Below are 21,935 nucleotides of genomic sequence, written 5' to 3'. Positions count from 1 at the left end.
CGAACGATAGCGGTGTCCAGGTGCGTGCATCGGGGTGCTTGGTCAGTGGCCTCGATGCGGAGCATCGTGGGCGCTGGGCAAGTGCCGCGAGGTGCGTGCCTGGGCGCCGATAGCGTCGAGCTACAGCGCTTACGGGGCACTAAGGTGGATGTGTGAGCTCAATTGTTCCTGGACCGCAGAAGAAGATCGGCGAGGAGATCGATGCGGCTCGCGCCGGTGCCAAGCCGCTCGACCCCAGTGCCCTCAACCCGTCCGCGCCCCGTCAGGAGGAGCTGACCGGTCTCGACGACTGGCCGGAGTCGCTGCGCGCGGCGATCGAGGCGGAGCACGCGCGCGTCGCCGCCCTGGACTCGAACCGCCGCCGGACCGCCGACAAGGCCGTACCCGAGCTCGTCCGCACCCTCGACATCCTCCTCGACGAGATCGCCGACCGCCTCCAGACCGACAAGCCCCGCCTGTTCGGCAAGGCAACTCCGGCGGCCGAACCGTCGGAGGATGTCGCGGAGCTGCTAGGCATCCCAGCCGACGAACTCGACCAGCCCTCAGGCCGCGGCGAGCACCGTACGGCGCTCCGCACGATCAAACAGCTCCGCGGCCAACTGAAGGACCTGGAGACAACCCCCGACCACTCCCGCCTGACCCGCCTGGCAACCTTCACCATCCGCCTGGCCCTAGTAGTAGAATCCGCCCCGGAATCCGCCGGCACCCTGGCCCCCATCGCCCTGTCCCGCTTCACCCAAGGCGTCTCCGACTTCCAATGGGAAACCCCTTTCGCCGCCAAACTCCAATCCTGGCAACAAACCCGCACCACCCTCACCACCCACTGACGCAGCCCCCGCCCGCCCACCGGCGACCCGCCACGACCTCAACTGCCCTGCTCTCGCCGGCCTGGCTTGTCGACACACGGACCGGCACAAGAACGGATATCCGGGTCTTCTGTCCGATGTGTGGGTGGTCGTCGCCCCCCACCAGGGACCCGGGACAGGTTGTGCGGGGCCGCTGCCCACCACGGCGGCTCACCCGTGAATGACGGAGGTCAGTGGGAGAGAACTCCCGCTCGCTCCGCGCCAATCCTCAACAGCGGGGAAACAAAGTTGCACGGAACGACGATTTCTTTCCCCGCCGCACCAGCTCGCACGGCCCGCCCGTGCAGCCTCACGTCGAGTCGTGGCGCCGCCCAACTCAGCCCAGCCGACCCACACCTGCGTCACAAGGCGGTTATCCGCTCGCGTTGGGGGTTCTCCCCTGGTGTACGAGCAGAGAACCCACCATTCGAGGGGATATCCGGTCTTCTGCCCGAGGCGGGGGTGTGGTGGTGCCGGCTGGGGGATCGGGTTGGTGGCGGCGTGGCGGCGTGCGGCGTGGTGGCTTGCGGGCGGGGGTGATGTGCAAGGTCGACAGGTAGTGCACCGGCGAGACGGTGTACGCGCGGGCACGTTCACGCTCAGGTGCACTACCCGGCCGCCCGACACCTCCTGTCGAGCGTGCACATCACGCCGAGCCCGGTACCGCCCCGGGACCTGTCGACCACCCACACACCGGTCACAAGAGCCGGATATCCATTCCCGTGCCCAGCCGGCCAACAGAACAGCTGCCGCGAAGCGGTGTTTGTTCGCGGCAGCTGTTCAGCCTTTGATGGCGCCGCCGAGGGCGAAGGCGCCGCCTAGTTTGCGGCTGAGGAGGAGGTAGAGGAGGAGTACGGGGGTGGTGTAGATGAGGGAGTACGCCGCCAGTTGCCCGTAGTTCGGTTCGCCGTACTGGCCGAAGAACGTGAAGATGCTGACCGACGCCGGCAACCGCTCCGGGGACAGCAGCAGCATGAACGGGACGAAGAAGTTCCCCCACATGCCGATGAAGGTGAAGATCAGCACGACCGCGATCCCCGGCCACATCAACGGCAGCACGATCGCCCGCAGCGCGCGCATGTTCCCGGCGCCGTCGACCCAGGCCGCTTCCTCGAGCGAGATCGGTACGCCGTCCATGAACGTCTTCGTCAGCCAGATCGCGAAGGGCAACGCCGAAGTCGCCATGAACATGATCGTGCCGCCGAGCGTGTCGACCAGGTTCAGCTGCACAAACAACCCGTAGACCGGCACCATCACCGCAGTGATCGGCAGCCCGGTGCAGAACAGCACGGTGAGCAGGAACGGCCGGTTGAACCGCGTCCGGAACCGCGACAACGGGTACGCCGCCAGCACCGCGCAGACCATCGTCAGCAACGCGGCCCCACCGCACAGCACGATGCCGTTCAGCACCGGCCGGTACGTCGTGTCGGTGTTCAGCACCGCGCTGAAGTTCCCGAGCGTCGGATGCGTCGGGAACTCGACCCGCAGCCCCGCGGTCCGGTTGATGGACGCGAACAGCACCCACAGCAACGGGAGCACGAACAGTACGCCGATGGCCAGCAGCACCAGGTTCGATGCCAGCTTGCTCATCTTGTCTCGGGCGATCATGGGGCCTCCCGGTCTGGACTGAGGAGCGCAGGGAGCGAAGCGACCGGAGCGACGAGGGAAGACCGGGAGTTACAGCCCCATGATCCCCCGCGACGGAGTCGCGGCATGTGCACTGTCATGCGGCCTCCGAATTCAGTCCGCGCAGGTAGATCAGTGAGAAGACGGCGCCGATCGCCAGCATCACCAGGGCGATCGCGGTGCCGTAGCCGATCTGGGAGAAGCTGAACGCCTGCTCGTACATGTACAGCGGCAACGTCTGGCTTTTGGTGCCCGGGCCGCCCCGGGTCATCGCGAAGATCAGGCCGAACACGCTCAGCGTCTGCAGCGTGATCAGCATCAGGTTGGTCATGATCGCGCGGGTGATCATCGGCAGCGTGACGAACGCGAGCCGCCGCCAGCCGCCGGCGCCGTCCATCTCGGCGGATTCCTCGATCTCCTTGGGGATCTCGCTCAACGCGGCGGAGTACACCAGCATCGAGAACGCCGTACCGCGCCAGATGTTGGCCAGTGAGACCGCGATGATCGGTGCCCCGTACAACCAGTCCTGACCGGGCAGGCCGACCCAGTGCAGCATCACGTTCAGCGTGCCGTCGTCGTTGAAGAACGCGCTCAGCAGGTACGCCGCGACCACCTCGGGCAGCACCCACGCGCCGATCACCGCCGTACCGACGAAGTTCCGGACCACCTTCGTCGACTTCCGCATCAGCAGCGCGAGGCCGAGGCCGAGGCTGTTCTGCCCGATGATCGCGGAGATCAGCGTGAACACCAGCGTCAGCCAGATCGCGTTCGTGAACGCGCCGCTGCTGAACGCCTTGCGGAAGTTGTCCAGGCCGACGAACTGCACGTTCGCCGCGCCGGTTCCGGTCAGCGCCATGTTGGTGAACGCGGCGTACACGCAGTACAGGATCGGGCCGGCCAGGAAGACCAGCATCAGTCCGATGGCCGGCGACAGCGGCAGCATCCGGACCAGCTTGGCGGCCCTCGGCTTCCCGCTCCCTCCGGTGGACTTACCGGAGGGAGCGGTGGCCGAGGTCGGGGCGACGGTCGTCGTCACAGGGGAGATGTCCCTTCGAGCCGGAGGCTACTGGCCGGTGCTCTGCGTCGTCGTCTTGTCCTTGCCGCCGACGATGCCTTCGACCGCCTGGTCGTAGTTCTTCGCGGCACCGTCCGGCGGGGTCTGACCGGTCATCACCGCTTCCATCGCGGTGATGATCTCGTTCGAGACCTTCGGGTACTCCGGCAGCGCCGGGCGGTACACGGTCACCGACACCAGGTCGGTGAAGAACTGGGTGCTCGCCGAGGACGACTTGTACGCCGCATCGGACGCAACGTCCTTACGTACGGCGATCTGCGCGCCGTCGGTGGCGTACTTGGCGGCGTTCTTCTGCGTCTGCAGGGTCTTGATGAAGTCCCAGGCCGCGTCGGGGTTCTTCGACTTGGCCGGGATCGCCCAGGTCCAGCCGCCGGAGAGGCTGACCTTGCCCTTGCCGCTGCCGTCCTGGGTCGGCATCGCGGTCTGGCCCATCACGGTGCTCCACTGCGGCCACGGCTTGGCGCCGGACTTCAGCCAGTTGCCGTAGATCCACGAGCCGTCCAGGTCGATCGCCAGCTTGCTCTGCGGCAGCAGTTCGGTGCCGACCTTGCTGCCCATGTTCGGGCTGAGCGCGTCCTTCGGCGACGGCGCCAGGCCCTCGGAGAAGACGGTCTTGACGAAGTTCAGCGAGTCCTTGAAGCCCTGGCTGCCGACGACCCACTTCTTCTGGTCGAAGTTGTACAGGGTGTCCTTCGTGCCGTAGAGCAGCATCTCGAAGCCCTGCATCGCCGAGGCCTCACCCATCGGCTTGCCGGAGTACATGTTGAACGGGATCACGCCCGGCACCTTCTGCTTGATGGTGCGCGCCGCGCTGAGCACGTCGTCCCAGGTCTTCGGCTGCCAGTCGGCGGGCAGGCCGGCCTTCGCGAAGATCTGCTTGTTGTACCAAAGTGCCCGAGTGTCGGTGCCGTCCGGAATCCCGTACGTCTTGCCGTCCTGGCCGCGTGCCGCACCCTTGGCGGTGTCCTCGAACTGGCTCCACTGGTCCCACTTGGCGATGTAGTCGTCGAGCGGCTTCAGGTACCCCGCGGTGATGTCGGAGTTGATCAGGAAGGTGTCCTCGTAGACGATGTCCGGCGCCGTGTTCGGCGAGCGCATCATCAGCTGGATCTTGGTGTAGTAGTCGTTCTCGCTGGCAACGACCGGAACGATCTCGACCTGCGATCCAGGGTGCGCGGCTTCGTACTCGCTCTTCACGCCGGTGAGGAAGTTCTTCATCACGACGCCCGGGCCCCACTGCTGGTACGCGATCTTGATGTGCGCGGGACCGGAGCTCTGCGAGCTGCCGGCGTCCGGCTGCTTGGTCGTCGACCCCTGGCTGCAGGCCGTGACCGCCAGGAGCAGTGCGCTGGCCACGGCGGCCACTTTGAAACGTTTCCTAGACATCATTCAGGTCCACCTTCGGGCAATCGTTGTCATGCCGGTACCACGACCCAAACCCTGCGGGCTTTCCCGCGACCGTAGGAGCCTCGATCGGCCGAAGTCAATGCTTGACAGACAACGTTGTCGCCGCAGGTACGCGGTAACGCGGTGACCGGGACGTAACGATCCGGTCACCGCGTTGTCATACCCCTACTTTGTCAGGCCGCGACTGCAGAGGCCTCGTGACGAGCCGGTACGGCGCGTCCTCGCGAGCGCAGCGCACCGAGTCCGCAGAGCAGGACTCCGGCGAGTAACCAGCACGTCAGTACGACGAGTGGCCGGGCGGCACCGGCACCGTCGAAGAAGCTCACCGAGCGCAACGCCGTACCGGCTGCTCCGGGTGGCAGGAGCTGACCGAGCGTGCCCCATCCGCTCGGCAGCATCTCGGGCGCGCTCGTCATCCCGGAGAGCGGGTTGCCGAGCAGCATCATCACGGCGCCGCCGAGCGCGAGTCCCGCCGTACCGAGCAGCCACTCGAGTCCGAGCAGCGTGAGACTGATCGCCGCGATGGACATCGCGATCACGCCCGCGTTGCCGAAGTAGCTGCCCTCGAACGAGCCGAGCCAATACTGCAGTACGGCGGCCAGCGCGAGCCCACCGGTGACGGCGAACGTGACCGCGCCGATCATCCGCTTCGCACCGGTTCGCACCAGCTGGGTGAGCGCGGCGGCGGCGATGATCCCGCCGAGCACGAGCGGCAACGCACCGGCAGCAAGCCCGGCACCGCGCGGGTCGTCCTTCGGCAGCGGCACGATATCGGTCACCTTCGCCGGGCTCTCCATCCGCGTGGCCAGCTGGGTCAGGAGTTGCGCCACGACCGGGCCGCCCGCGGACGCCGTGAGTACTTCGGGCTGCGCCGCGTCCAGCACAATCGCGCCGTACGCGTCCCGGTCCTCGATCCGCTGCACGGCCGCCTGCCGATCCGGTACGGCGGTGATCTCGAAGCCGCCGGGCATCGCCTGCTCGAGCCCGGCCTCGATCTGCGCGACCGCCGGGGTCGGGCCGGACACCGCGAGCGGGACGTTCCGCGGTTCGGAGCGTGCGGACGGCCAGGCGAAGGCGATCAGGAACACCGTGAGGACCGCGGTCAGCAGCGTGATGACGGCGATCAGCGGCGGCCGGCGACGTTCGGCCGCGTGCGCCTCAGTGGTCATGGTGGTACTCCCTCGGGCATTAAAACCGAATGATCGTTCTTTATACGTCCGAGCCTGGCAACGGCCCGGCGACTTGTCAAGAACGGACATTCGTTTTATGTTTCGAGCGTGCCCAAGGTCACCGAGGAACACCGGTTGGCGCGCCGCGCGCAGATCGTCGCGGCGGCCCGCACCTGCGTGCTCGGCGAGGGCTTCCACAAGACGACGATGGCGGACGTGATCCGCGAGTCCGGCCTGTCCGCGGGCGCCGTCTACGGGTACTTCAAGAGCAAGGAAGAGATCGTCGCGGCGATCGCCGAGGACGCGCTCAGCACCGTGGACGAGGTGTTCCAGAAGATCCTCGCCACCGAAGAGCCGCTGACGCCGCTGATGGCGCTGGAAACCGCGCTCGATCACGTGGTCGAGGTGTCCGAACGGCCCGGCGGCGACGTCACGCGGGTCGCCGTCCAGGCCTGGGCCGAGGCGCTGCGCAACCCGGCGATCATGACCACCGCCTGCGGCAAGTACACCCAACTGCGCGACCGGTTCGAGGAAGTCGCCCGCCGCGCCCAGGCCGACGGCACGATCGACGCCGACGTCGATCCCCGCCACGTCGCCCAGGTCCTGTTCGGCCTGATCCCGGGCTTCGTCCTGCAGCGCCTCATCATCGGTGACGTCACCCGCTCGACCTACAGCGCCGGCCTCCGCGCCCTCCTCCGCCCCTAACCCGTTACGTCCGAAGATTCGGCGGAACGTGTCTCCAGATGTTCGGACGTAACGGCTGTTGGTGGGGTTTCGTCCACCATCGGGCGGCGGTTCAGCACCATGGGTTGGTACGCCGCTGATCCGTAGCGTCGGCGACATGAAGAAACGGACGCAGGAAGCAGTCGACGGGACCGGGTACTCGGTCGTCCTGCAGGAGGTACGACGGGTCTACGGCCGTGGCGGGAACGCCGTCACCGCCCTCGACGGGATCTCGATGAAGTTCGCCCCCGGCACCTTCACCGCGGTGATGGGTCCGTCCGGCTCGGGCAAGAGCACCTTCCTGCACTGTGCCGCGGGACTCGACCGGCCGACGTCCGGCACTGTCTCCATCGACGGCCAGCCGCTCGCGGGGCTGAGCGAGCGCAGGCTGACCGAGCTCCGGCGGGAGCGGATCGGGTTCGTGTTCCAGTCCTTCAACCTGCTGCCCGCGCTGACCGTCTGGCAGAACGTCTGCCTGCCGCAGGAGCTCGACGGGCGCCGCGTGAACAAGGCCGCTGTACGCCAGGTTCTGGAGCGCGTCGGTCTCGCCGACCGGTCCAAGCACCGCCCGGGTGAGCTGTCCGGCGGCCAGCAGCAGCGGGTCGCGATCGCCCGCGCGCTCGTCGCCCGGCCGGCCGTGATCTTCGCCGACGAACCGACCGGCGCTCTCGACACCCAGACCGCTGCCGACGTCCTCGAGCTCCTGCGCGAGCCGGTCCGTACCCAGGGCCAGACGGTCGTCATGGTCACCCACGACCCGGTCGCCGCGTCGTACGCCGACCAGGTGGTCTTCCTCGCCGACGGCGTGCTCGCCGGCAGCCTGATCGCCCCGACCGCCGAAGCGGTCGCCGACCGGATGACCCACCTCGGTGCACGCTCGACCCTCCAGGCGGTGGCGGGATGATGCGCCTGGCCGTCCGCACCTTGCGGCATCGCAAGAGCGGATTCGTCGCCACGTTCATCGCGGTCGTCTTCGGTACGGCGATCGTGATGGCCTGTGGCGGCCTGATGGAAACCGGCATCCGGTCCAACGTGGAGCCGCAACGCCTGGCCGGCGCCTCGCTCGTTGTCACCGGCAACCAGTCCCACCTTCGCCCCGGCACCGAAGACGCCACGCCCCTCCCCGAGCGCGTCGGCGTACCGGTCGATCTGTTGGCCAAGATCCGTTCCACCCAAGGCGTTTCCGCCGCCGTCGGCGACTACACGTTCACCGCCGTCGGCGCTTCGGTTGCCGAGGGCCACAACTGGTCGTCCGCCGCGCTCGCCCCCTACCACCTCAGTTCTGGGACTGCGCCGCGATCCGGTCAGGTAGTGGTTTCGACCGGAAAGGTGGGCTCGCCTTTGACCCTCCTGATCAACGGCGAACCGAGGACCTTCACCGTGAGCGGCATCGCCCCGCAGGCGTCCAGCCACGCGTTCTTCTCCGATCGAGACGCAGCGCAGCTTGTCCGCAACCCGTCCCGCTTCGCCGATGTCGGCGTACTGGTTGCTCCAGGCACCGACCTCTCCTCCGTGAAGAACCGATTGGAAGAGGTCGACGGCAATCTGACCGTCCGCGCCGGAGTCGACCGCGGCCTCGCGGAACACCCCGACGCCGAATCACGCCGTACGGCGTTGATCGCGGTCGCCGGCTCGTTCGGCGGGATCGCGACGATGACGATGATGTTCGTGGTCGCGTCCACGTTGGCACTCGCGGCGCAGCACCGGGAGCGTGAGTTCGCGCTGCTCCGCGGGATCGGTACGACGCCTGGTCAGGTGCGGCGAATGATCCTCGGCGAGGCGCTCATGGTCTCGCTTCCGGCCGTCGTTCTCGGTTGCCTTCCAGGGATCTTCCTCGGCCGGTTCCTCTTCGACAATCTCACTTCGCACGGGGTCGCCTCGCCGGTGATCGAGTTCTCGCAGGGCTGGATCCCGTTCGCGGCCGGCGCCGGCGCGGCGGTCCTCGCGGCCATCGGCGCGGGGCTGATCGCGGCGCGGAAGTCGGCGAAGATCAAGCCGGTCGAGGCGCTGGTCGAGGCGTCGTTACAGCGCAAGTGGTTCAGCTGGATCCGGTTGCTGTTCGGCCTGCTGTTCCTCGGCGGTGGGTTGGCGTTGCTGATCGTCACCGCGACTGTGATGTCCGGTCCGCTCGCCGCGTCGACTGCGGGTCCGTCCATCCTCTGCTGGGCGATCGGTGTCGCGGTACTCGGGCCGTTCTGGACCAAGGCGGTGCTGGGGATCTGGCGCTGGCCGGTCCAGGCGCTGACCCGGGTGAACGGCCGGCTCGCGATCCGCAACCTGTCGGCGCGGTCGGTGGCGCTGTCGGCCGCGGCGATGCCGGTGATGCTTGCCGTCGGCATCTCAACCGCCAACCTGTACATGCAGACCACGCAGGTACACGCATCCTCGGAGGCGTTCACCCGGGATCTGCGCGCGGACGCCGTACTGGTATCGGATGCAGGTCTCTCGCCGACAGTTCTGTCACAGGTTCGGGCTGTGCCTGGCGTGGCGAGTGCTTCCTCGTTCGTGCGCAGCATGGGTGCTGTCGACGAGCCTCGTAACGCTCCGTTCGACGAGGACGGTGCGCCGGTGATCGGCGTGGATGCGCAGGGCGCGAACGGTACGGCGCCGGTTCGGTTGACGAGCGGATCGCTGGCCGGTCTGACCGGGGCGACCGCGGCGGTTCCGGAGTACATGGCGAACAAGACCGGTCGTGGCGTCGGCTCCTCCGTGACAATGACACTGGGCGACGGGACCACGGTGAAGCTGCGGGTGGTCGCGACATTCGCGGCCGAGCGCGGGTACGAGACGATCATCCTGCCCGCGTCGCTGGTCGCGGCGCATACGACGGACGGGTTGACGAAGCAGATCTTGGTACGGGCCGCACCGGGCGTCGACGTACGACCGGGTCTGGCGAAGCTCGCCGCCGCCCACCCGGGTGTCCAAGTAGCCGACCGCAGCACGCTGGTCGCCTCGAACGTCGAGGACCTGCAGACGCAGGCATGGATCAACTACATGCTCGTCGGCATGCTGATCGCGTACACCGCGGTCTCGGTCGTCAACACCCTGGTGTCCACCACACTGCGCCGCCGCCGCGAGTTCGCACTGCAACGGCTGACTGGCTCGACGCGCTTCCAAGTGCTCCGCATGCTCACGACCGAAAGCACTCTGGTCACGCTGACCGGAGTCACTCTGGGGACCGTGGTCGCGCTTGCCTGTCTGCTGCCGTTCTCCGCCAAGGTGTCCAACGACGCCCTGCCCACCGGCCCGATCTGGATCTACCTCGTGGTCGTCGGCTCCGCCGCGCTCCTCACCTTCGGATCCACCCTCATCCCAGCGACCACCGCCCTCCGCCACTCCCCCACCCAACCGTCATACGCCGACTGACGTCTGCTTTCCGGAACAAAGTTTGCGCTGGGTGGCAAAAATCTTCCGGAAAGCCGCCCTCGTGATGAGATGGACGGATGAGGTGGCTGGCCGAGAAGTCTCCGCAGGCAGTTGCCGACGCACTGCGAGTGGTTGCCCCGGAGTTGAGCGGGCACGAGGTTGTCGTCCGGGAGACGCTGGGCGAGGACGATCCACAGTGGTGGGCCGCCAGCGCGATGGTCGGGGAGCAGTACGTCGCGAAGTTCGCGTGGTCGCAACCCGCAGCGCTCCGGGTTGCGCACGAGATCGACGTACTGGCAGCCCTCACGGACGATCCTGGCGTCCCGTTCCTCCCGGAGGTCGTTGCCAGCAGCACCGATCCGGTCCTTCTGCTGACCAGACGTGTTCCTGGTACGGCGTTGTTCGACATCGTCGACTCGATCGACCGGGATCACGCCGGTCGGCAGCTCGCCTCCTTTCTGGCCGGCCTGCACCACCCGGCATCCCTCGAGCGGGTCGACCGCCTCGTCGGCGGCGTCGCACCCGTACTGCTACCACCCGCGACGACGGACACGATCCGCGCCGGCTTCGCGCAGTGGGTCCGGCCGGATCAGGTCGAGTCCGTGATGCGCTGGTGCGACTGGGCCGACGGCGTCCTCGCATCACCGGCGCCGACCGTACTGGCGCACGGTGACTTCCATGGCGGGAACCAGGTCTGGCACGACGATGAGCTCCGCGTGGTGATCGACTTCGAAACAGTCGGCACGGCCGAGCCGGAGTATGACCTCCGCACCTTCCCGGGGACCGGGCCAGGCGTCGAGCTCCTGCAGGCGACCATGCAGCACTACCAGCAGATCTCCGGCCGCAACCTGTCTACCGCGCGGGTCATGGCCTGGCATCTACGCACCGCGCTCGGCGACGCTTTGTGGCGGAGCGAAGCCGGCGTACCGCTGCCGGATCATCGAACACCGATCGCCTGGGTCGACGACCTGGCCGCCCGCTTCAACGCCCTGAGGTCAGGCTTTCACTGCACGACAGGTCAGCAGGAGCGGTAGCGGGTCGCCTGGTAGGCGCCAGAATCCGTCGGCGTCCTGGATCATCTCCGGGCTGCGCTGGCGTAGGTCCACGGGGAGCTCGTCCAGGCGTTCGACTCGTAGGCCGGCTCCGGCCAGTGCGTTCACCAGCCCGCTGACCGTCCACGGCCAGGTGCTCTGCACATGCTCCTCGACCTCCTGGCCGGTGTAGCTGGTCCGCACGTTCCGATCGGCGGCTCCTTTCCGGAAGTACGACGTACGCACCCGAAGGTCCTCGTCCACCATCGTCTGCAGCGGATGGAACTCCGCGAGGAACACCACCCCGCCCGGTCGCAGCATCCTCGCCACCACGCGGGCGAACTCGTCCAGATCAGGGAGCCACACCAGGACGCCGTACGTCGCCACCACCACGTCGTACGACGCCGGCTCCAGTACCTCGGCCACGTCGTACACATCCGCCTGCACGAACCGCGCCGGCAACCCGACCTCGTCAGCCAACCGTCGCGCGGCCCGGACCGCTTCGCCGGAGAAGTCCACGCCGGTGACGTCGGCGCCCAAGCGCGCCCACGACAACGTGTCCAACCCGAAATGACACATCAGGTGCAGCAGCCGCTTCCCACGCACATCCCCCAACGCCTCGACCTCGAACACCCGCAGCGAACTACGCCCCGCCCGAAACCCGTCGACGTCGTAAAACCCCGACGACACATGCACCGCAGCCCGCAGATCCCAACCCACCCGATTCCACTCGACCCGCTCCCCATCCCCCACACCCGACCACCCTGATCCCGACCACCCTGATCCCGAACGCCCGCCGCCCGCTCTTCCGGCACCCGCTCGCCCGCCGCACGATCGTCCGGCGCCCGATCGTGCTGATCCTGATCTCCCATGGGGCGACGATTGATCCGGCGCGTCCGGCGCGTCCGGCGTGCGCCGGGTACTGCGCTAGCGGGCAGGCGTCGGTTCGGCGACCGGCTGGAGGGCGATCGTGGTCGCCTGGACGATGCCCGCGTTGTCGCGGATCCAGCCGGACAGCACGACCTGCAGATCCTCGAGATCGCGCTCCTCCAGAATCACCCCGGGCACCGGAACACTCGCACCCAACTCCGCCAGCACCGGACGAAGATGCTGATCCGCCAGCAGCTTGTGGCTCGGCGCAGCCGACACCGTCACCGGCACGACCACGGCGCCTGCCAACGCGGAGGGCCGCAGTACGTCGAGGAAGCTCTTCAGCAACCCGGTGTAACTACCCTTGTAAACCGGAGTCGCGACAACGATCACCGACGCCGACGACACCAGATCGATCGCACTCTCCAGCGCCGCCTGCGCCTCGGCATCGGCATGCTCGCCCTGGAAGATGGCCGGCGCGATCGTCACGAGATCGATCAGCTCGTCGATCCGGTACGGCGTACCGAGCTCGGAAGCGAGCAACTCGGCGACGGACGCCGCAGCAGCCGCTGTCCGCGACCCGGCCCGCGGATTGCCCACCAGCGTGACCACCGACTGCGGCCAGACCGGTGGCTCCTGCGCACCTTCCGGCACGACCTGTGACTCGAACGCGACTGACGGCATCTGACCCATCTCCTGAAACCTCGGCGGCAACTCCCTCGAGAGTAGTCAAAGTCGAGCCGCTTACTGGACTTTCTCAGGATCCGAACGCCGAGCCCGCAGCTGCGCCACGACGAACCACCCCGCTCGCGCCCACCGCGGCGACGATCACGAGCCTCTGGAACACCCCCACCGACGACTCCACCGGATGCCACCGCCCGCCAAGCTGATAGCCCTCGAGGATCAGCACCGAGTTCCACCAGGCTCCCGACGGCCGTCAGCGGGAGGAACAGCACGATCGGCATCCGCTCGACACCGGCCGGCACCGAGATCAGGCTGCGTACCACCGGAACCAGCCGCCCGAGCAGGACCGCCTTCGCCCCGTACCGCCCGAACCACTCCTCGGCCGTGTCGACATCCCGCACCTCCACCAGCGGCAGCCTCCCAGCGAGCGCCCGCGTCCGATCCCGCCCAAGCACCGCGCTCAGGCCGTACAACGCAAGCGCCCCCACAACCGACCCAAACGCGGTGAACACGATCGCAGCCACCAGCCCGACATCACCCCGCGCCGCCGCGAACCCGGCCAGCGGCAAGATCACCTCACTCGGCAACGGCGGAAACAGATTCTCCAGCCCCCGCCCCCAACCCCTCCATGAGTCCAACCGCCCACCCAGCCGGCTCCTGCACACGCCCCCGAACACCCGATCCGTCCTACCCCAACGCTATTTCCGCCACCCCCACCCACACTCCACCCACCCACCGACCCACCCGGGAGGTAACCCCCGGCACGCGAGCGCAGCGCACCGCCTCGCCCGAGGCCAGCGGACACCAGGAACGAGCACACCCGCCGGGGACCGGGCACAAGCCATAGCCTGTGCCCAGTCCCCGGCACCTGTTCTCAGACCGGCACGAGGCCGGCAGACACCAGGCGTCAGCACACCCGCCGGGGACCGGGCACAAGCCATAGCCTGTGCCCAGTCCCCGGCGCTTGTTCTCAGTCCGGCATGAGGCCGGGGGACACGGGTGTCGGCGCACCTGCCGGGGTCGGCGGGCGCCGGGCGGCGGCGCAGCCGTCGGGTTCGGCGGACGGCGGGAGTGGGGACGGCCGCTGGGGAGTGGGGACAAGCTATTGGTTGTGCTCGGTGCGCGGCGGGTGTGCTCAGTTCGGTATGGCGCGGTGGTGGGCCGGCGGGTGTGCGAGCCTTTCTGCATGACTGTTGAGCATGCTCTGCGGGTCGTGACGTGTTCGGACCGGGCGGAGCTTGGGCGGGCTGCGGGCGCGGCTGCTGGCGAGCGGCTGCGGAAGGCGATCGCGACTACCGGGCGGGCGCGGGTGATGCTCGCCGCCGCGCCGAGCCAGACAGCCACCCTGGCCGCGCTCGCCGTCGAGCCGGACCTCGACTGGATCCGGGTCGAGTGCTTCCATATGGACGAGTACGTCGACCTGAAGCCCGATGCGCCGCAGTCGTTCCGGAACTGGCTGCGCCGGAGCTTGCTCGACCAGGTGCCGCAGGCAACGTTCCACCCGCTCGTACCTGACGACGGCGCGGACGCCTACGCGGAGCTGATGGGCGGCGACCCGTTCGATCTCGTGCTGTTCGGCCTCGGCGTCAACGGCCACCTCGCGTTCAACGACCCGCCCGCCGACTTCAACGACCCGGAGGCCACGAAACTGGTCGCACTGGACGAGATCAGCCGCCGGCAGCAGGTCGACGAGGACAACTTCCCGGCGCTCACCGACGTACCGACCCACGCGATCACCGTGACCATCCCCCGCCTGCTGAACGCGCACGCGCTGATCGGCTCGGTCCCCGGATCAGTCAAACGCCAGGCCGTCCACGACACCCTCACGCAACCGATCGACCCGAACTACCCCGGTACGGCGCTACGCACGCACCCCGACGTACAACTCTTCCTCGACACCGACTCGACACCCGAGCCGACCCGCTAGCCGACACCCGAGCCGACCGCCCCGGCCGACGCACAAGCCGACCCCCTGCCGGCACCCGAGCCGACCCGCTAGCCGACCCCCTGGCCGAGACCCGAGCCGACGCTCTAGTCGACACCCCAACCGACGCCCGAGGCGACAGCCGAGTCGAACCCGCTGGCCGACTCCGAGCTGACCGCGACCACGCTCACCGTGCTGCCCGCGACCGGGTCACTCACGGACCGCATCGGCCGTACTGTCCTGGCCATCCTGGACCTGGCAACCACGAACGAGCGCGAGCTGCTCCTCGCTCGGCTCCGGCTGATGATCTCGACCCCCGCCACCTGGACAGCCAGTACCGCCTGCAAGAGGCGTTCGTCAGCGCGATCGATCCCACCCTCGAGTACGGCGCCCGCGCCGCCGCGAGCGCCGTACTCGGCGTAACTCACACCGCCTTGCTCCGTTGGGCTGCCGACGACGGCGAGCCCGACCTGACCGACCTGTTCCGCGGGGCGGTCACGCGCCCTGACCGATCAGGTCAGCTCAGGGACTCGTAGATGGGCGATGGCGAGCTCGAACTCGCCGACGTCCAGGACTTCGGCGCCCGCGTCCTTCGTGGTCGCGGCGCGCATCGAGGCGGCGGCTTCCCGGTTGCTGTCCATCGCCTCCTGACTGTCGTAGGTCACCGACGAGACGCCCCGGCCGGACGCGCGGTCGACCAGCAGACTCGCGCTGCAGAACCCCGCCAGGTCCTCGAGCCTCGGCAGCGAAGCCAGCTTGTAGACGTCGATCGCCCGGTCCATGTTCGCGGGGTCGATCTGCACCCAGGTCGCCCGGACGCATGCGCCCGCACCCGAACGGTGGTCACGGTGCAGTACGGCGATCTCCCACTCCTGCACCGTCGGGCTCCCGCCGCCCATGCTCTCCGCGATCCGCTCCCGGACCGGCCGGAGCTCTTCGTCCGTGGCCCGCATCGCCTCCTCGGACTGCCATGCGCTGGTCGTGATGCACCGACCGGACTCCCGGTCGACGATCATGGACAGGCCGATACAGCCGTCCATCTCCAGCAGCCTGGACATCACCTCGTCGCGCACCTGCGCGATGCCTGCATCGAGTGACGCCGGCGCGGCATTGATCGTGGTGGAACGCGCGTACACGATCCACCCCCTAACGCTCAGGGCAGCGCCCCGGCGGCGCCGCCGGATACTCCTCACCCTCCTCCCGGAACGGGTAGCTGGCAAGGGCCGTGCTCAGTGCTGCTCGGCGAGATCGAAGACGTTGCCTTCCGGGTCGGCCAGGGTGATCCAGTGGGCGCCGTACTCGGTGTGCTCGTCGACCCGCTTGGCGCCCAGTCCGACCAGGCGGTCGACCTCGGCGGACCAGTCGGCGGCGGCGAGGTCGACGTGCAGGCGGTTCTTGCCGTTGCGCGGCTCCGGGACCTGCAGGAACATCAGGGTCGGCCCGTCCGCGGCCCGGTTCACGGTCGCGAAGAACTCGTTGCCGTCAGCATCGACCTCGGTCGAGAACACACCGGCCCAGAAGGTGGCGAGCGCAGCCGCGTCGGCGCTGTCGAAGGCGATGCTCTCCAGGGAAACAGACATGGTTCAGCCTTTCAGCACGGGGATCCGCTGGATCGGCCAGCAGACCTCGGTTCGATAATCGGCCGGATCGGGGACGTCCCCCGGGCCGATGGGGTACAGCTCACGGATCGGGCCGGGCGCAACCTTGCAGTACTCCGCAACGTGGCTACCGAGCGCTCCGTAGGTACGGTCGAAGTCGGTCATCGGGCCGGCGTGCACCGCGATCGCGAAGTACCCGCCGGGCAGATCGACGAGCTCGACCCCGTCCGCCGGCGGCTGGTCCGGTGCCACCGGGAGGAAGGTAACCACTTCACCCACGTCATCGGTGAAGAACTCGTCGCTGTACGTCGCTCCAGAGGTCGCCCGGATGTCGCCGGCGACCGCGTCGAGCTTCCCGAAGGCGTACTCGCACCAGGGCCCGATCTCGTCCCGCACGACCTGCCCGGTCACGCCGTACGCACGGAACGCCGGGATGAACCGGTACTGCACATCGAGCACCGGCCGCCCGGGCGTCAGCAGTTCACGCAGTGACGTGACGACGTCGCGCGTGTGCGCGAGCTCCTGCTCCATCCGCTCGAGATGGGCCCGCAGCGTCTCTTCCCGGGCCGGACCGTCGGACGCCTCGACCACCGCGCGGACGTCCGGCAGCGGCATCCGCAGCTCCCGCAGCCGCCGGATCAGCAACGCGGTATCGACCTGATCGGTCCCGTAGCGCCGGTAGCCCGACGAGGCGTCGATCGCGACTGGCGCCAGCAGCCCGATGTCGTGGTAGTGGTGCAGAGTCTTCACACTCAGATGCGTCAGGCGGGAGAACTCCCCCACCGTCACCGTCGCCGTCATGCGACAAGCTTCCACCCTCCGGTAGCCGGAGGGTCAAACCTGCAGGCCATCACAATCGTCGGCCCGCGGCGAGGACACGCGTACGTGCACTGCCGCGGGCCGATTGTGATGGCCTGGAGATCCCCAACTACCCCCGGTACCGCCCAATCACCTTCGTGAAGTCCCAGGCGTTCTGGGCGATGCCGGAGCAGCTGTCGGCGCTGCCGCCCGTGCACGGACGGTCGCGGTTCACCGACCAGAACGTGAACCGGGCCAGGTGGTGCTCGGTCGCGTACGACAGCATCGACTCGAAGTCCGACAGGTTGACGCGCTCACCGGCCACGTCGGTGATGCCGTTCATCGAGGAGATGCCGATCTTGCGGTACGCCGCGTCGTCGGTCAGCCCGTACCGCGTCTTGACCTGGTTCTTCAGCCCGTCGGCCGCCTGCCGGGTGAGCGTGCCCATGTTGGTCGACCCGCCACCGAAGTCGAACGGCATGATCACCCAGCCGTCCAGGTCCAGCCCCGAGCTCGCGCCCCGCTGGATCAGGTCCTGACCGTTCCCGTCCGGACCGGACGTCGTGGTGCCGAACGTCAGGTACGTCGCGATCCCCGGGTTGTTCTGCTCGACGATCTTCAGCGCGTCCACGACCTTCTGGCGAACGGCCGATTGGGCGAACTCCTGGTCCTCGATGTCGACGTCGATGGCCTTCAGCGACAGCGCGTTGATCACCTTCTGGTACGCCGCCGCGAGCTCACTCGCCGTACCGCAGCTCTGCCCGAGCTTGTTGCCGGACCAGCCGCCGACCGAGACCACGACGTCGCCGCCGTTGGACCGGATCGTGTTGATCGCCTGCTGGTCGACGCCACCGGTCAGCGGCCGACTGCCGTCCCACTGCGGGTTGCAGTACCCGTTGGACAGGATGAACGCCATCGTGAACCATTTCACGCCGGCCGCGTTCATCACGGTCGCCGGGTTCGGCGGGTCACCCCAGCCCTGATAGAGGTACGGCGCTGCCGCCATCGGCGCACCTCCCGCAGGAGGCTGCCCGCCATCCGCCGCCGGGGCGTTCCACTTCTGGTTCGCGCCCCCGCTGCACGTCCACAACTGCAGCGGGGTGGCGTTCGCGGAATTGTTGCCGGTGACATCGAGGCACTTGTTCGCCTGCGGATTCACCAGGTCGCGCCCGGAGGTGTAGGTCCATTGCTGGGCCCCACTCCCGTTGCACGTCCAGAGCTGTACCCGTGCGCCGTCGGCGACCGATCCACCGCTCACGTCAAGACACTTGCCCAGGGCCCGAATCGTGCCGTCACTCCCGCGGCTCCAGCTCTGCGCCGCGGTCCCGTTGCAGTCGTACAGCTGGACCGCAGTACCGTCCGCACTGTTCGCGCCGGCGACATCCGCACACTTTCCGGCCAAGCCTGTGATCGTCCCGGTCGCCGCCTGCGCGGGACTGGCCGTCATCAACAGACCGGCGCCGAGCACCAGGGCCGCGGCCGCTGCCGCCAGCCGCTTCATGAGACGGTCCACTTCTGGTTCGCCGCGCCCGAGCAGGTCCAGATCTGCAGCGGTGTCGCATTGGCGGAATTGTTGCCGGTGACATCAAGACACTTGTTCGCCTGCGGATTCACCAGATCTCTCCCACTCGTATAGGTCCATTGTTGGGCGCCGCTGCCGTTGCACGAATACAGCTGCACTCGCGCGCCGTCGGCCACGGAGCCGGCGTTGACGTCGAGGCACTTGCCGAGAGCACGGATCGTCCCGTCGCCAGGACGGGTCCACTGCTGGGCCGTCGAACCGTTGCAGTCGTACAGCTGCACCGCAGTACCGTCCGCGGAGTTCGCGCCGGCAACGTCCATGCACTTGCCGGCCAGCCCAGTGATCTGTCCGCCGCCGCCACCGCCGTCGCCGTTCTGCGAGCCGGACCAGGTGAAGGTCGCCGACGTCTTGGTCGGCAGCGTGTAGACGAACGACTGCGAGCCCCAGTTCACCCGCACGGACTGCGAGCTTCCCGTGGTGTTGAAGGCGATCAGGGCCTTGGAGCCGTCCGGGTTCTTCCAGGCCACGTTCTTCACCGAGCTGTTCGCGGTCGAGTCGATCCGCAGCGCGCCCGGCTTCACGAACTTCGTCAGGTGGCCCATCGTGTAGTACTCGACGGTCTTGGTGACCTGACCGCGCTGGCTGTCGTTGCGGTGCACGGTGACCAGCCCGGTGCAGACGTTGCAGCCGGAGCCGACGTACGGCAGGTGGTTCTCGTCCAGGGCGATGCCCCACTTGACCCACGACTTGTCCCAGTTGCGGGTGTAGTCGATCAGGTTGTTCATGTCCTCGACCTGCTGGTTCGCGATCCAGGTCCCGCCGGAGTGCTCGGTCATGTAGGCGTTCACGCCCGGGTACTGGTTGTGCACCTGGGTCTGCAGGTTCACGTCGCCGCCGTACCCGTGCCAGGCGATACCGCCGAAGTTCGGGTCGTTGCGCAGCGTCGCATCCGCGATCGGGACCGAACCGAGGTCGTTGTAGTTGCCCCAGTTGTAGTCGAGGATCAGCACCTTCGTGGTCAGCCCGGCCGCGTGCAGCGCGGGCAGCAGGTTGTTCTTGGTGAACTCGAGCAGGCCCGAGCCGTTCCAGTTCATCGACGCGTACCCGGTCGAGTCCGAGCCGCAACAGGTCGGCTCGTTCTGCACCGAGATGTAGTCGATGTGGTTGCCCTGGGCCTCGTTCTGCTGCAGGTACTTGACGAAGTACTGCGCGTACGTCGGCGCGTACTCCCACTTGAGCCAGCCGCGGTGGACGAAGTCGTTGTTGTCCTTCATCCAGGCCGGCGCGCTCCACGGCGAGCCCATTACCTTCAAGTTCGGGTTCAGCTGCCGGGCCTGCTTGGTGAGCGGTACGACGTCCGCGAGGTCGTGCTGGATGCTGAAGTCGTTCAGGTCGCAGCACGTGTCGTCGTACGAGTAGTTGAACCGGGCCAGGTCGGAGGCGCCCATCGGGTTCCGGACGAAGGCCAGGCCGATCCCGTTCACCGGGTCGAACAGGTCCTTCATCACCTGGTCGCGGGTCGCGGCCGAGATCACGTTGCTGCTGTTCAGCAGCCACGCCGAGCTGTCGGCGAACGACGCACCGCCGCCCTCGAAGGACTGGTACGTCGTGTTCTCGTTGACGGTGACGGTCTGGTTCGCCGAACCGCCGGCCGGGCCGAAGTTCACCGGCGTCTGCTGCTGCAGACCGCGGGTCACGTTCTGGCCGGCCGAGTCGTTGGTGGTGGTCAGCCAGACGTTGACCTGCTCACCGGCGGCCTGGGCGGGTGCAGCGGTTCCGAATCCGAGCCCGGCGGCGGCCACGCAGAGCGCAGCGACCGCGAGCGGCAAGAGACGTTTCGCGGGCATGGGGCGGTTCTCCCTGTTTTTAAAGGAGTTCGTGGCGGCGTCTGCCCGCGCCGCAACTGTTGGTCAGCAAGAGGTAACCATCCGTGCAAACCGGTGTCAACGTCGAACCCGAGACTTTTTTCAGATCTTTTATTTAGTCCCGGGCTTGACCTGAGAGCGTTCTCACGGCACGCTGCGGGCCAGTCACGTCCTCATTCAGACGCCCCCGAAATGAGGTACTCATGAAGCGTCCACGCTTGCTCGCGCTCGTCGCGATCGGTGCCGCACTGATCGGCACCGCCCTCCTGCAACCCGCCGCCTCGTCACAGCAGCAGGCCGCTGCCGCGACCACGGCAACGGTCTGGGAGGACAACTTCGACGGCCCGTCCGGCCAGGCCCCCGACCCCGCCAAGTGGCGGTACGACATCGGCGGTGGCGGCTGGGGCAACAGCGAACTCGAGTACTACACCAACAGCACCCGCAACTCGGCCCTCGACGGCAACGGCAATCTCGTCATCACGGCCCGCCAGGAGAGCGGCGGGTTCTCGTGCTGGTACGGCCCATGCCAGTACACGTCGGCCCGGTTGCTCACCTCGCAGACCTTCACCCAGACGTACGGCCGGTTCGAGGCGCGGATCAAGATCCCCCGCGGACAAGGGCTCTGGCCGGCCTTCTGGATGCTCGGCGGCGGCAACTGGCCGAACGACGGCGAGATCGACATCATGGAGAACATCGGCAAGGAGCCGGCCACCGTGCACGGCACCATCCACGGTCCAGGCTACTCCGGCGCCGGCGGGATCGGTGCCGCGTACAACCATCCGAACGGCTGGTCGTTCGCCGACGACTTCCACACGTTCACGGTCGACTGGGCTTCGGACTCGATCACCTGGTATGTCGACGGCGTCCAGTACGAGCGTCGTACGCCGGCCGACCTGAACGGCAACACCTGGGTCTTCAACCACCCGTTCTTCATGATCATGAACGTGGCGGTCGGCGGCGGCTGGCCGGGCAACCCGGACGGTACGACGGTGATGCCGCAGACCATGACCGTCGACTACGTCCGCGTCTCCACCCTCGGCAGCTCGGGCGGCAGCGGATCGCAGATCACCGGCCTGGCCGGCAAGTGCCTCGACGTGGCCGGAGCGAACGCCGCTGACGGTACGACGGTGCAGCTGTACGACTGCAACGGCACCAACGCGCAGCAGTGGACGCGTCCGGGCGACGGCACGATCCGTGCCCTGGGCAAGTGCCTCGACGTGGCGAACGCCGGGGTTGCCGACGGCACCAGAGTCCAGATCGCCACCTGCAACGGCAACGCGGCCCAACAGTGGACCTACACCAGCGGGCACGATCTGGTGAATCCGCAGGCCAACAAGTGCCTGGATGTCACCGGCAACAACTCCGCCAACGCAACCCCCACCCAGATCTGGACCTGCTCCGGCGGCGCCAACCAGAAGTGGACCGTCTAACC

At 67.8% G+C, this 21,935-nt stretch carries 20 protein-coding genes and 1 pseudogene; 7 read left to right on the top strand and 14 right to left on the bottom strand.

Annotated features, from left to right (window positions below; translation table 11 throughout):
• Positions 1-152: 152 nt before the first annotated feature.
• A complete protein-coding gene (locus tag ACWF0M_RS26035) occupies positions 153-827 on the top strand; it encodes a hypothetical protein (RefSeq protein WP_452238321.1) in 675 nt (224 codons plus the stop codon).
• Positions 828-1,625: 798 nt separating this feature from the next.
• Here ACWF0M_RS26035 and ACWF0M_RS26030 read toward each other — a convergent pair.
• From ACWF0M_RS26030 to ACWF0M_RS26015, 4 genes are all read right to left on the bottom strand, one after another.
• Complete coding sequence (locus ACWF0M_RS26030) at positions 1,626-2,453, bottom strand: carbohydrate ABC transporter permease (RefSeq protein ID WP_452238320.1); 828 nt, start codon at positions 2,451-2,453, stop codon at positions 1,626-1,628.
• Positions 2,454-2,568: 115 nt separating this feature from the next.
• Positions 2,569-3,507, bottom strand: a complete 939-nt coding sequence (locus ACWF0M_RS26025) for a carbohydrate ABC transporter permease (protein ID WP_452238319.1) — start codon at positions 3,505-3,507, stop codon at positions 2,569-2,571.
• A 27-nt stretch (positions 3,508-3,534) separates the two neighbouring features.
• Positions 3,535-4,902, bottom strand: coding sequence for an extracellular solute-binding protein (locus ACWF0M_RS26020; protein ID WP_452238318.1), 1,368 nt, complete (start codon positions 4,900-4,902; stop codon positions 3,535-3,537).
• Between the two features lie 224 nt (positions 4,903-5,126).
• Positions 5,127-6,122: a hypothetical protein gene (locus ACWF0M_RS26015; protein ID WP_452238317.1), complete on the bottom strand. Its 996-nt coding sequence runs from the start codon at positions 6,120-6,122 to the stop codon at positions 5,127-5,129.
• Between the two features lie 108 nt (positions 6,123-6,230).
• Between ACWF0M_RS26015 and ACWF0M_RS26010 the strand changes: the two genes are divergently transcribed.
• The 4 genes from ACWF0M_RS26010 (at position 6,231) to ACWF0M_RS25995 (ending at position 11,245) form a co-directional block, all read left to right on the top strand.
• A complete protein-coding gene (locus ACWF0M_RS26010) occupies positions 6,231-6,827 on the top strand; it encodes a TetR/AcrR family transcriptional regulator (RefSeq protein ID WP_452238316.1) in 597 nt (198 codons plus the stop codon).
• Positions 6,828-6,963: 136 nt separating this feature from the next.
• Entirely contained in the window at positions 6,964-7,749 is a 786-nt protein-coding gene (locus tag ACWF0M_RS26005; RefSeq protein ID WP_452238315.1) for an ABC transporter ATP-binding protein, read from the top strand.
• Positions 7,746-10,211, top strand: a complete 2,466-nt coding sequence (locus ACWF0M_RS26000; RefSeq protein ID WP_452238314.1) for an ABC transporter permease — start codon at positions 7,746-7,748, stop codon at positions 10,209-10,211. The genes ACWF0M_RS26005 and ACWF0M_RS26000 overlap by 4 nt, the downstream gene beginning before the upstream one ends.
• Positions 10,212-10,288: 77 nt before the next feature.
• On the top strand, positions 10,289-11,245 hold the full coding sequence (locus ACWF0M_RS25995; protein WP_452238313.1) for a phosphotransferase family protein: 957 nt from the start codon (positions 10,289-10,291) through the stop codon (positions 11,243-11,245).
• On the opposite strand, the gene ACWF0M_RS25990 is transcribed toward ACWF0M_RS25995, so the two are convergent.
• The 4 genes and pseudogenes from ACWF0M_RS25990 to ACWF0M_RS25975 form a co-directional block, all read right to left on the bottom strand.
• Entirely contained in the window at positions 11,207-11,995 is a 789-nt protein-coding gene (locus tag ACWF0M_RS25990) for a class I SAM-dependent methyltransferase (RefSeq protein ID WP_452238312.1), read from the bottom strand. The genes ACWF0M_RS25995 and ACWF0M_RS25990 overlap by 39 nt on opposite strands.
• Positions 11,996-12,169: 174 nt before the next feature.
• Complete coding sequence (locus ACWF0M_RS25985) at positions 12,170-12,796, bottom strand: NADPH-dependent FMN reductase (RefSeq protein ID WP_452238311.1); 627 nt, start codon at positions 12,794-12,796, stop codon at positions 12,170-12,172.
• 73 nt (positions 12,797-12,869) lie between these two features.
• Entirely contained in the window at positions 12,870-13,022 is a 153-nt protein-coding gene (locus ACWF0M_RS25980; protein WP_452238349.1) for a hypothetical protein, read from the bottom strand.
• Between the two features lie 64 nt (positions 13,023-13,086).
• A pseudogene (locus ACWF0M_RS25975) lies at positions 13,087-13,371 on the bottom strand (DedA family protein); the annotation flags it as partial.
• A gap of 611 nt (positions 13,372-13,982) precedes the next feature.
• Here ACWF0M_RS25975 and ACWF0M_RS25970 point away from each other — a divergent pair.
• Positions 13,983-14,723, top strand: a complete 741-nt coding sequence (locus tag ACWF0M_RS25970) for a 6-phosphogluconolactonase (protein WP_452238310.1) — start codon at positions 13,983-13,985, stop codon at positions 14,721-14,723.
• Between the two features lie 104 nt (positions 14,724-14,827).
• Here the strand turns inward: ACWF0M_RS25970 and ACWF0M_RS25965 are convergent, their stop codons facing one another.
• From ACWF0M_RS25965 to ACWF0M_RS25940, 6 genes are all read right to left on the bottom strand, one after another.
• Positions 14,828-15,148, bottom strand: a complete 321-nt coding sequence (locus ACWF0M_RS25965) for a hypothetical protein (RefSeq protein WP_452238309.1) — start codon at positions 15,146-15,148, stop codon at positions 14,828-14,830.
• An 84-nt stretch (positions 15,149-15,232) separates the two neighbouring features.
• Complete coding sequence (locus ACWF0M_RS25960; RefSeq protein ID WP_452238308.1) at positions 15,233-15,856, bottom strand: hypothetical protein; 624 nt, start codon at positions 15,854-15,856, stop codon at positions 15,233-15,235.
• A 93-nt stretch (positions 15,857-15,949) separates the two neighbouring features.
• A complete protein-coding gene (locus tag ACWF0M_RS25955) occupies positions 15,950-16,300 on the bottom strand; it encodes a VOC family protein (RefSeq protein WP_452238307.1) in 351 nt (116 codons plus the stop codon).
• Positions 16,301-16,303: 3 nt separating this feature from the next.
• Positions 16,304-17,119, bottom strand: a complete 816-nt coding sequence (locus ACWF0M_RS25950; RefSeq protein WP_452238306.1) for a MerR family transcriptional regulator — start codon at positions 17,117-17,119, stop codon at positions 16,304-16,306.
• Between the two features lie 127 nt (positions 17,120-17,246).
• A complete protein-coding gene (locus ACWF0M_RS25945; protein ID WP_452238305.1) occupies positions 17,247-18,617 on the bottom strand; it encodes a ricin-type beta-trefoil lectin domain protein in 1,371 nt (456 codons plus the stop codon).
• Positions 18,614-20,485 (bottom strand): ricin-type beta-trefoil lectin domain protein, encoded by a 1,872-nt coding sequence (locus ACWF0M_RS25940; RefSeq protein ID WP_452238304.1) that lies wholly within the window; start codon positions 20,483-20,485, stop codon positions 18,614-18,616. The genes ACWF0M_RS25945 and ACWF0M_RS25940 overlap by 4 nt, the downstream gene beginning before the upstream one ends.
• A gap of 221 nt (positions 20,486-20,706) precedes the next feature.
• On the opposite strand from ACWF0M_RS25940, the gene ACWF0M_RS25935 reads away from it, so the two are divergent.
• Entirely contained in the window at positions 20,707-21,933 is a 1,227-nt protein-coding gene (locus ACWF0M_RS25935; protein ID WP_452238303.1) for a family 16 glycosylhydrolase, read from the top strand.
• Positions 21,934-21,935 lie beyond the last annotated feature (2 nt).

It is taken from the genome of Kribbella sp. NPDC055110, assembly GCF_053607525.1.
The sequence above is the reverse complement of the archived record's forward strand: the minus strand, read 5'-3'. Positions and strand labels throughout refer to the sequence as shown.

What these genes read in the sequence shown, in the direction of transcription:
- ACWF0M_RS25950 (WP_452238306.1), bottom strand. Translation starts at nt 17,119, where the DNA reads ATGACGGCGACGGTGACGGTGGGGGAGTTCTCCCGCCTGACGCATCTG.
- ACWF0M_RS26030 (WP_452238320.1), bottom strand. Translation starts at nt 2,453, where the DNA reads ATGATCGCCCGAGACAAGATGAGCAAGCTGGCATCGAACCTGGTGCTG.
- ACWF0M_RS25935 (WP_452238303.1), top strand. Translation starts at nt 20,707, where the DNA reads ATGAAGCGTCCACGCTTGCTCGCGCTCGTCGCGATCGGTGCCGCACTG.
- ACWF0M_RS25940 (WP_452238304.1), bottom strand. Translation starts at nt 20,485, where the DNA reads ATGCCCGCGAAACGTCTCTTGCCGCTCGCGGTCGCTGCGCTCTGCGTG.
- ACWF0M_RS26015 (WP_452238317.1), bottom strand. Translation starts at nt 6,122, where the DNA reads ATGACCACTGAGGCGCACGCGGCCGAACGTCGCCGGCCGCCGCTGATC.
- ACWF0M_RS26000 (WP_452238314.1), top strand. Translation starts at nt 7,746, where the DNA reads ATGATGCGCCTGGCCGTCCGCACCTTGCGGCATCGCAAGAGCGGATTC.
- ACWF0M_RS25995 (WP_452238313.1), top strand. Translation starts at nt 10,289, where the DNA reads ATGAGGTGGCTGGCCGAGAAGTCTCCGCAGGCAGTTGCCGACGCACTG.
- ACWF0M_RS25985 (WP_452238311.1), bottom strand. Translation starts at nt 12,796, where the DNA reads ATGCCGTCAGTCGCGTTCGAGTCACAGGTCGTGCCGGAAGGTGCGCAG.
- ACWF0M_RS25970 (WP_452238310.1), top strand. Translation starts at nt 13,983, where the DNA reads ATGACTGTTGAGCATGCTCTGCGGGTCGTGACGTGTTCGGACCGGGCG.
- ACWF0M_RS26005 (WP_452238315.1), top strand. Translation starts at nt 6,964, where the DNA reads ATGAAGAAACGGACGCAGGAAGCAGTCGACGGGACCGGGTACTCGGTC.
- ACWF0M_RS25955 (WP_452238307.1), bottom strand. Translation starts at nt 16,300, where the DNA reads ATGTCTGTTTCCCTGGAGAGCATCGCCTTCGACAGCGCCGACGCGGCT.
- ACWF0M_RS25945 (WP_452238305.1), bottom strand. Translation starts at nt 18,617, where the DNA reads ATGAAGCGGCTGGCGGCAGCGGCCGCGGCCCTGGTGCTCGGCGCCGGT.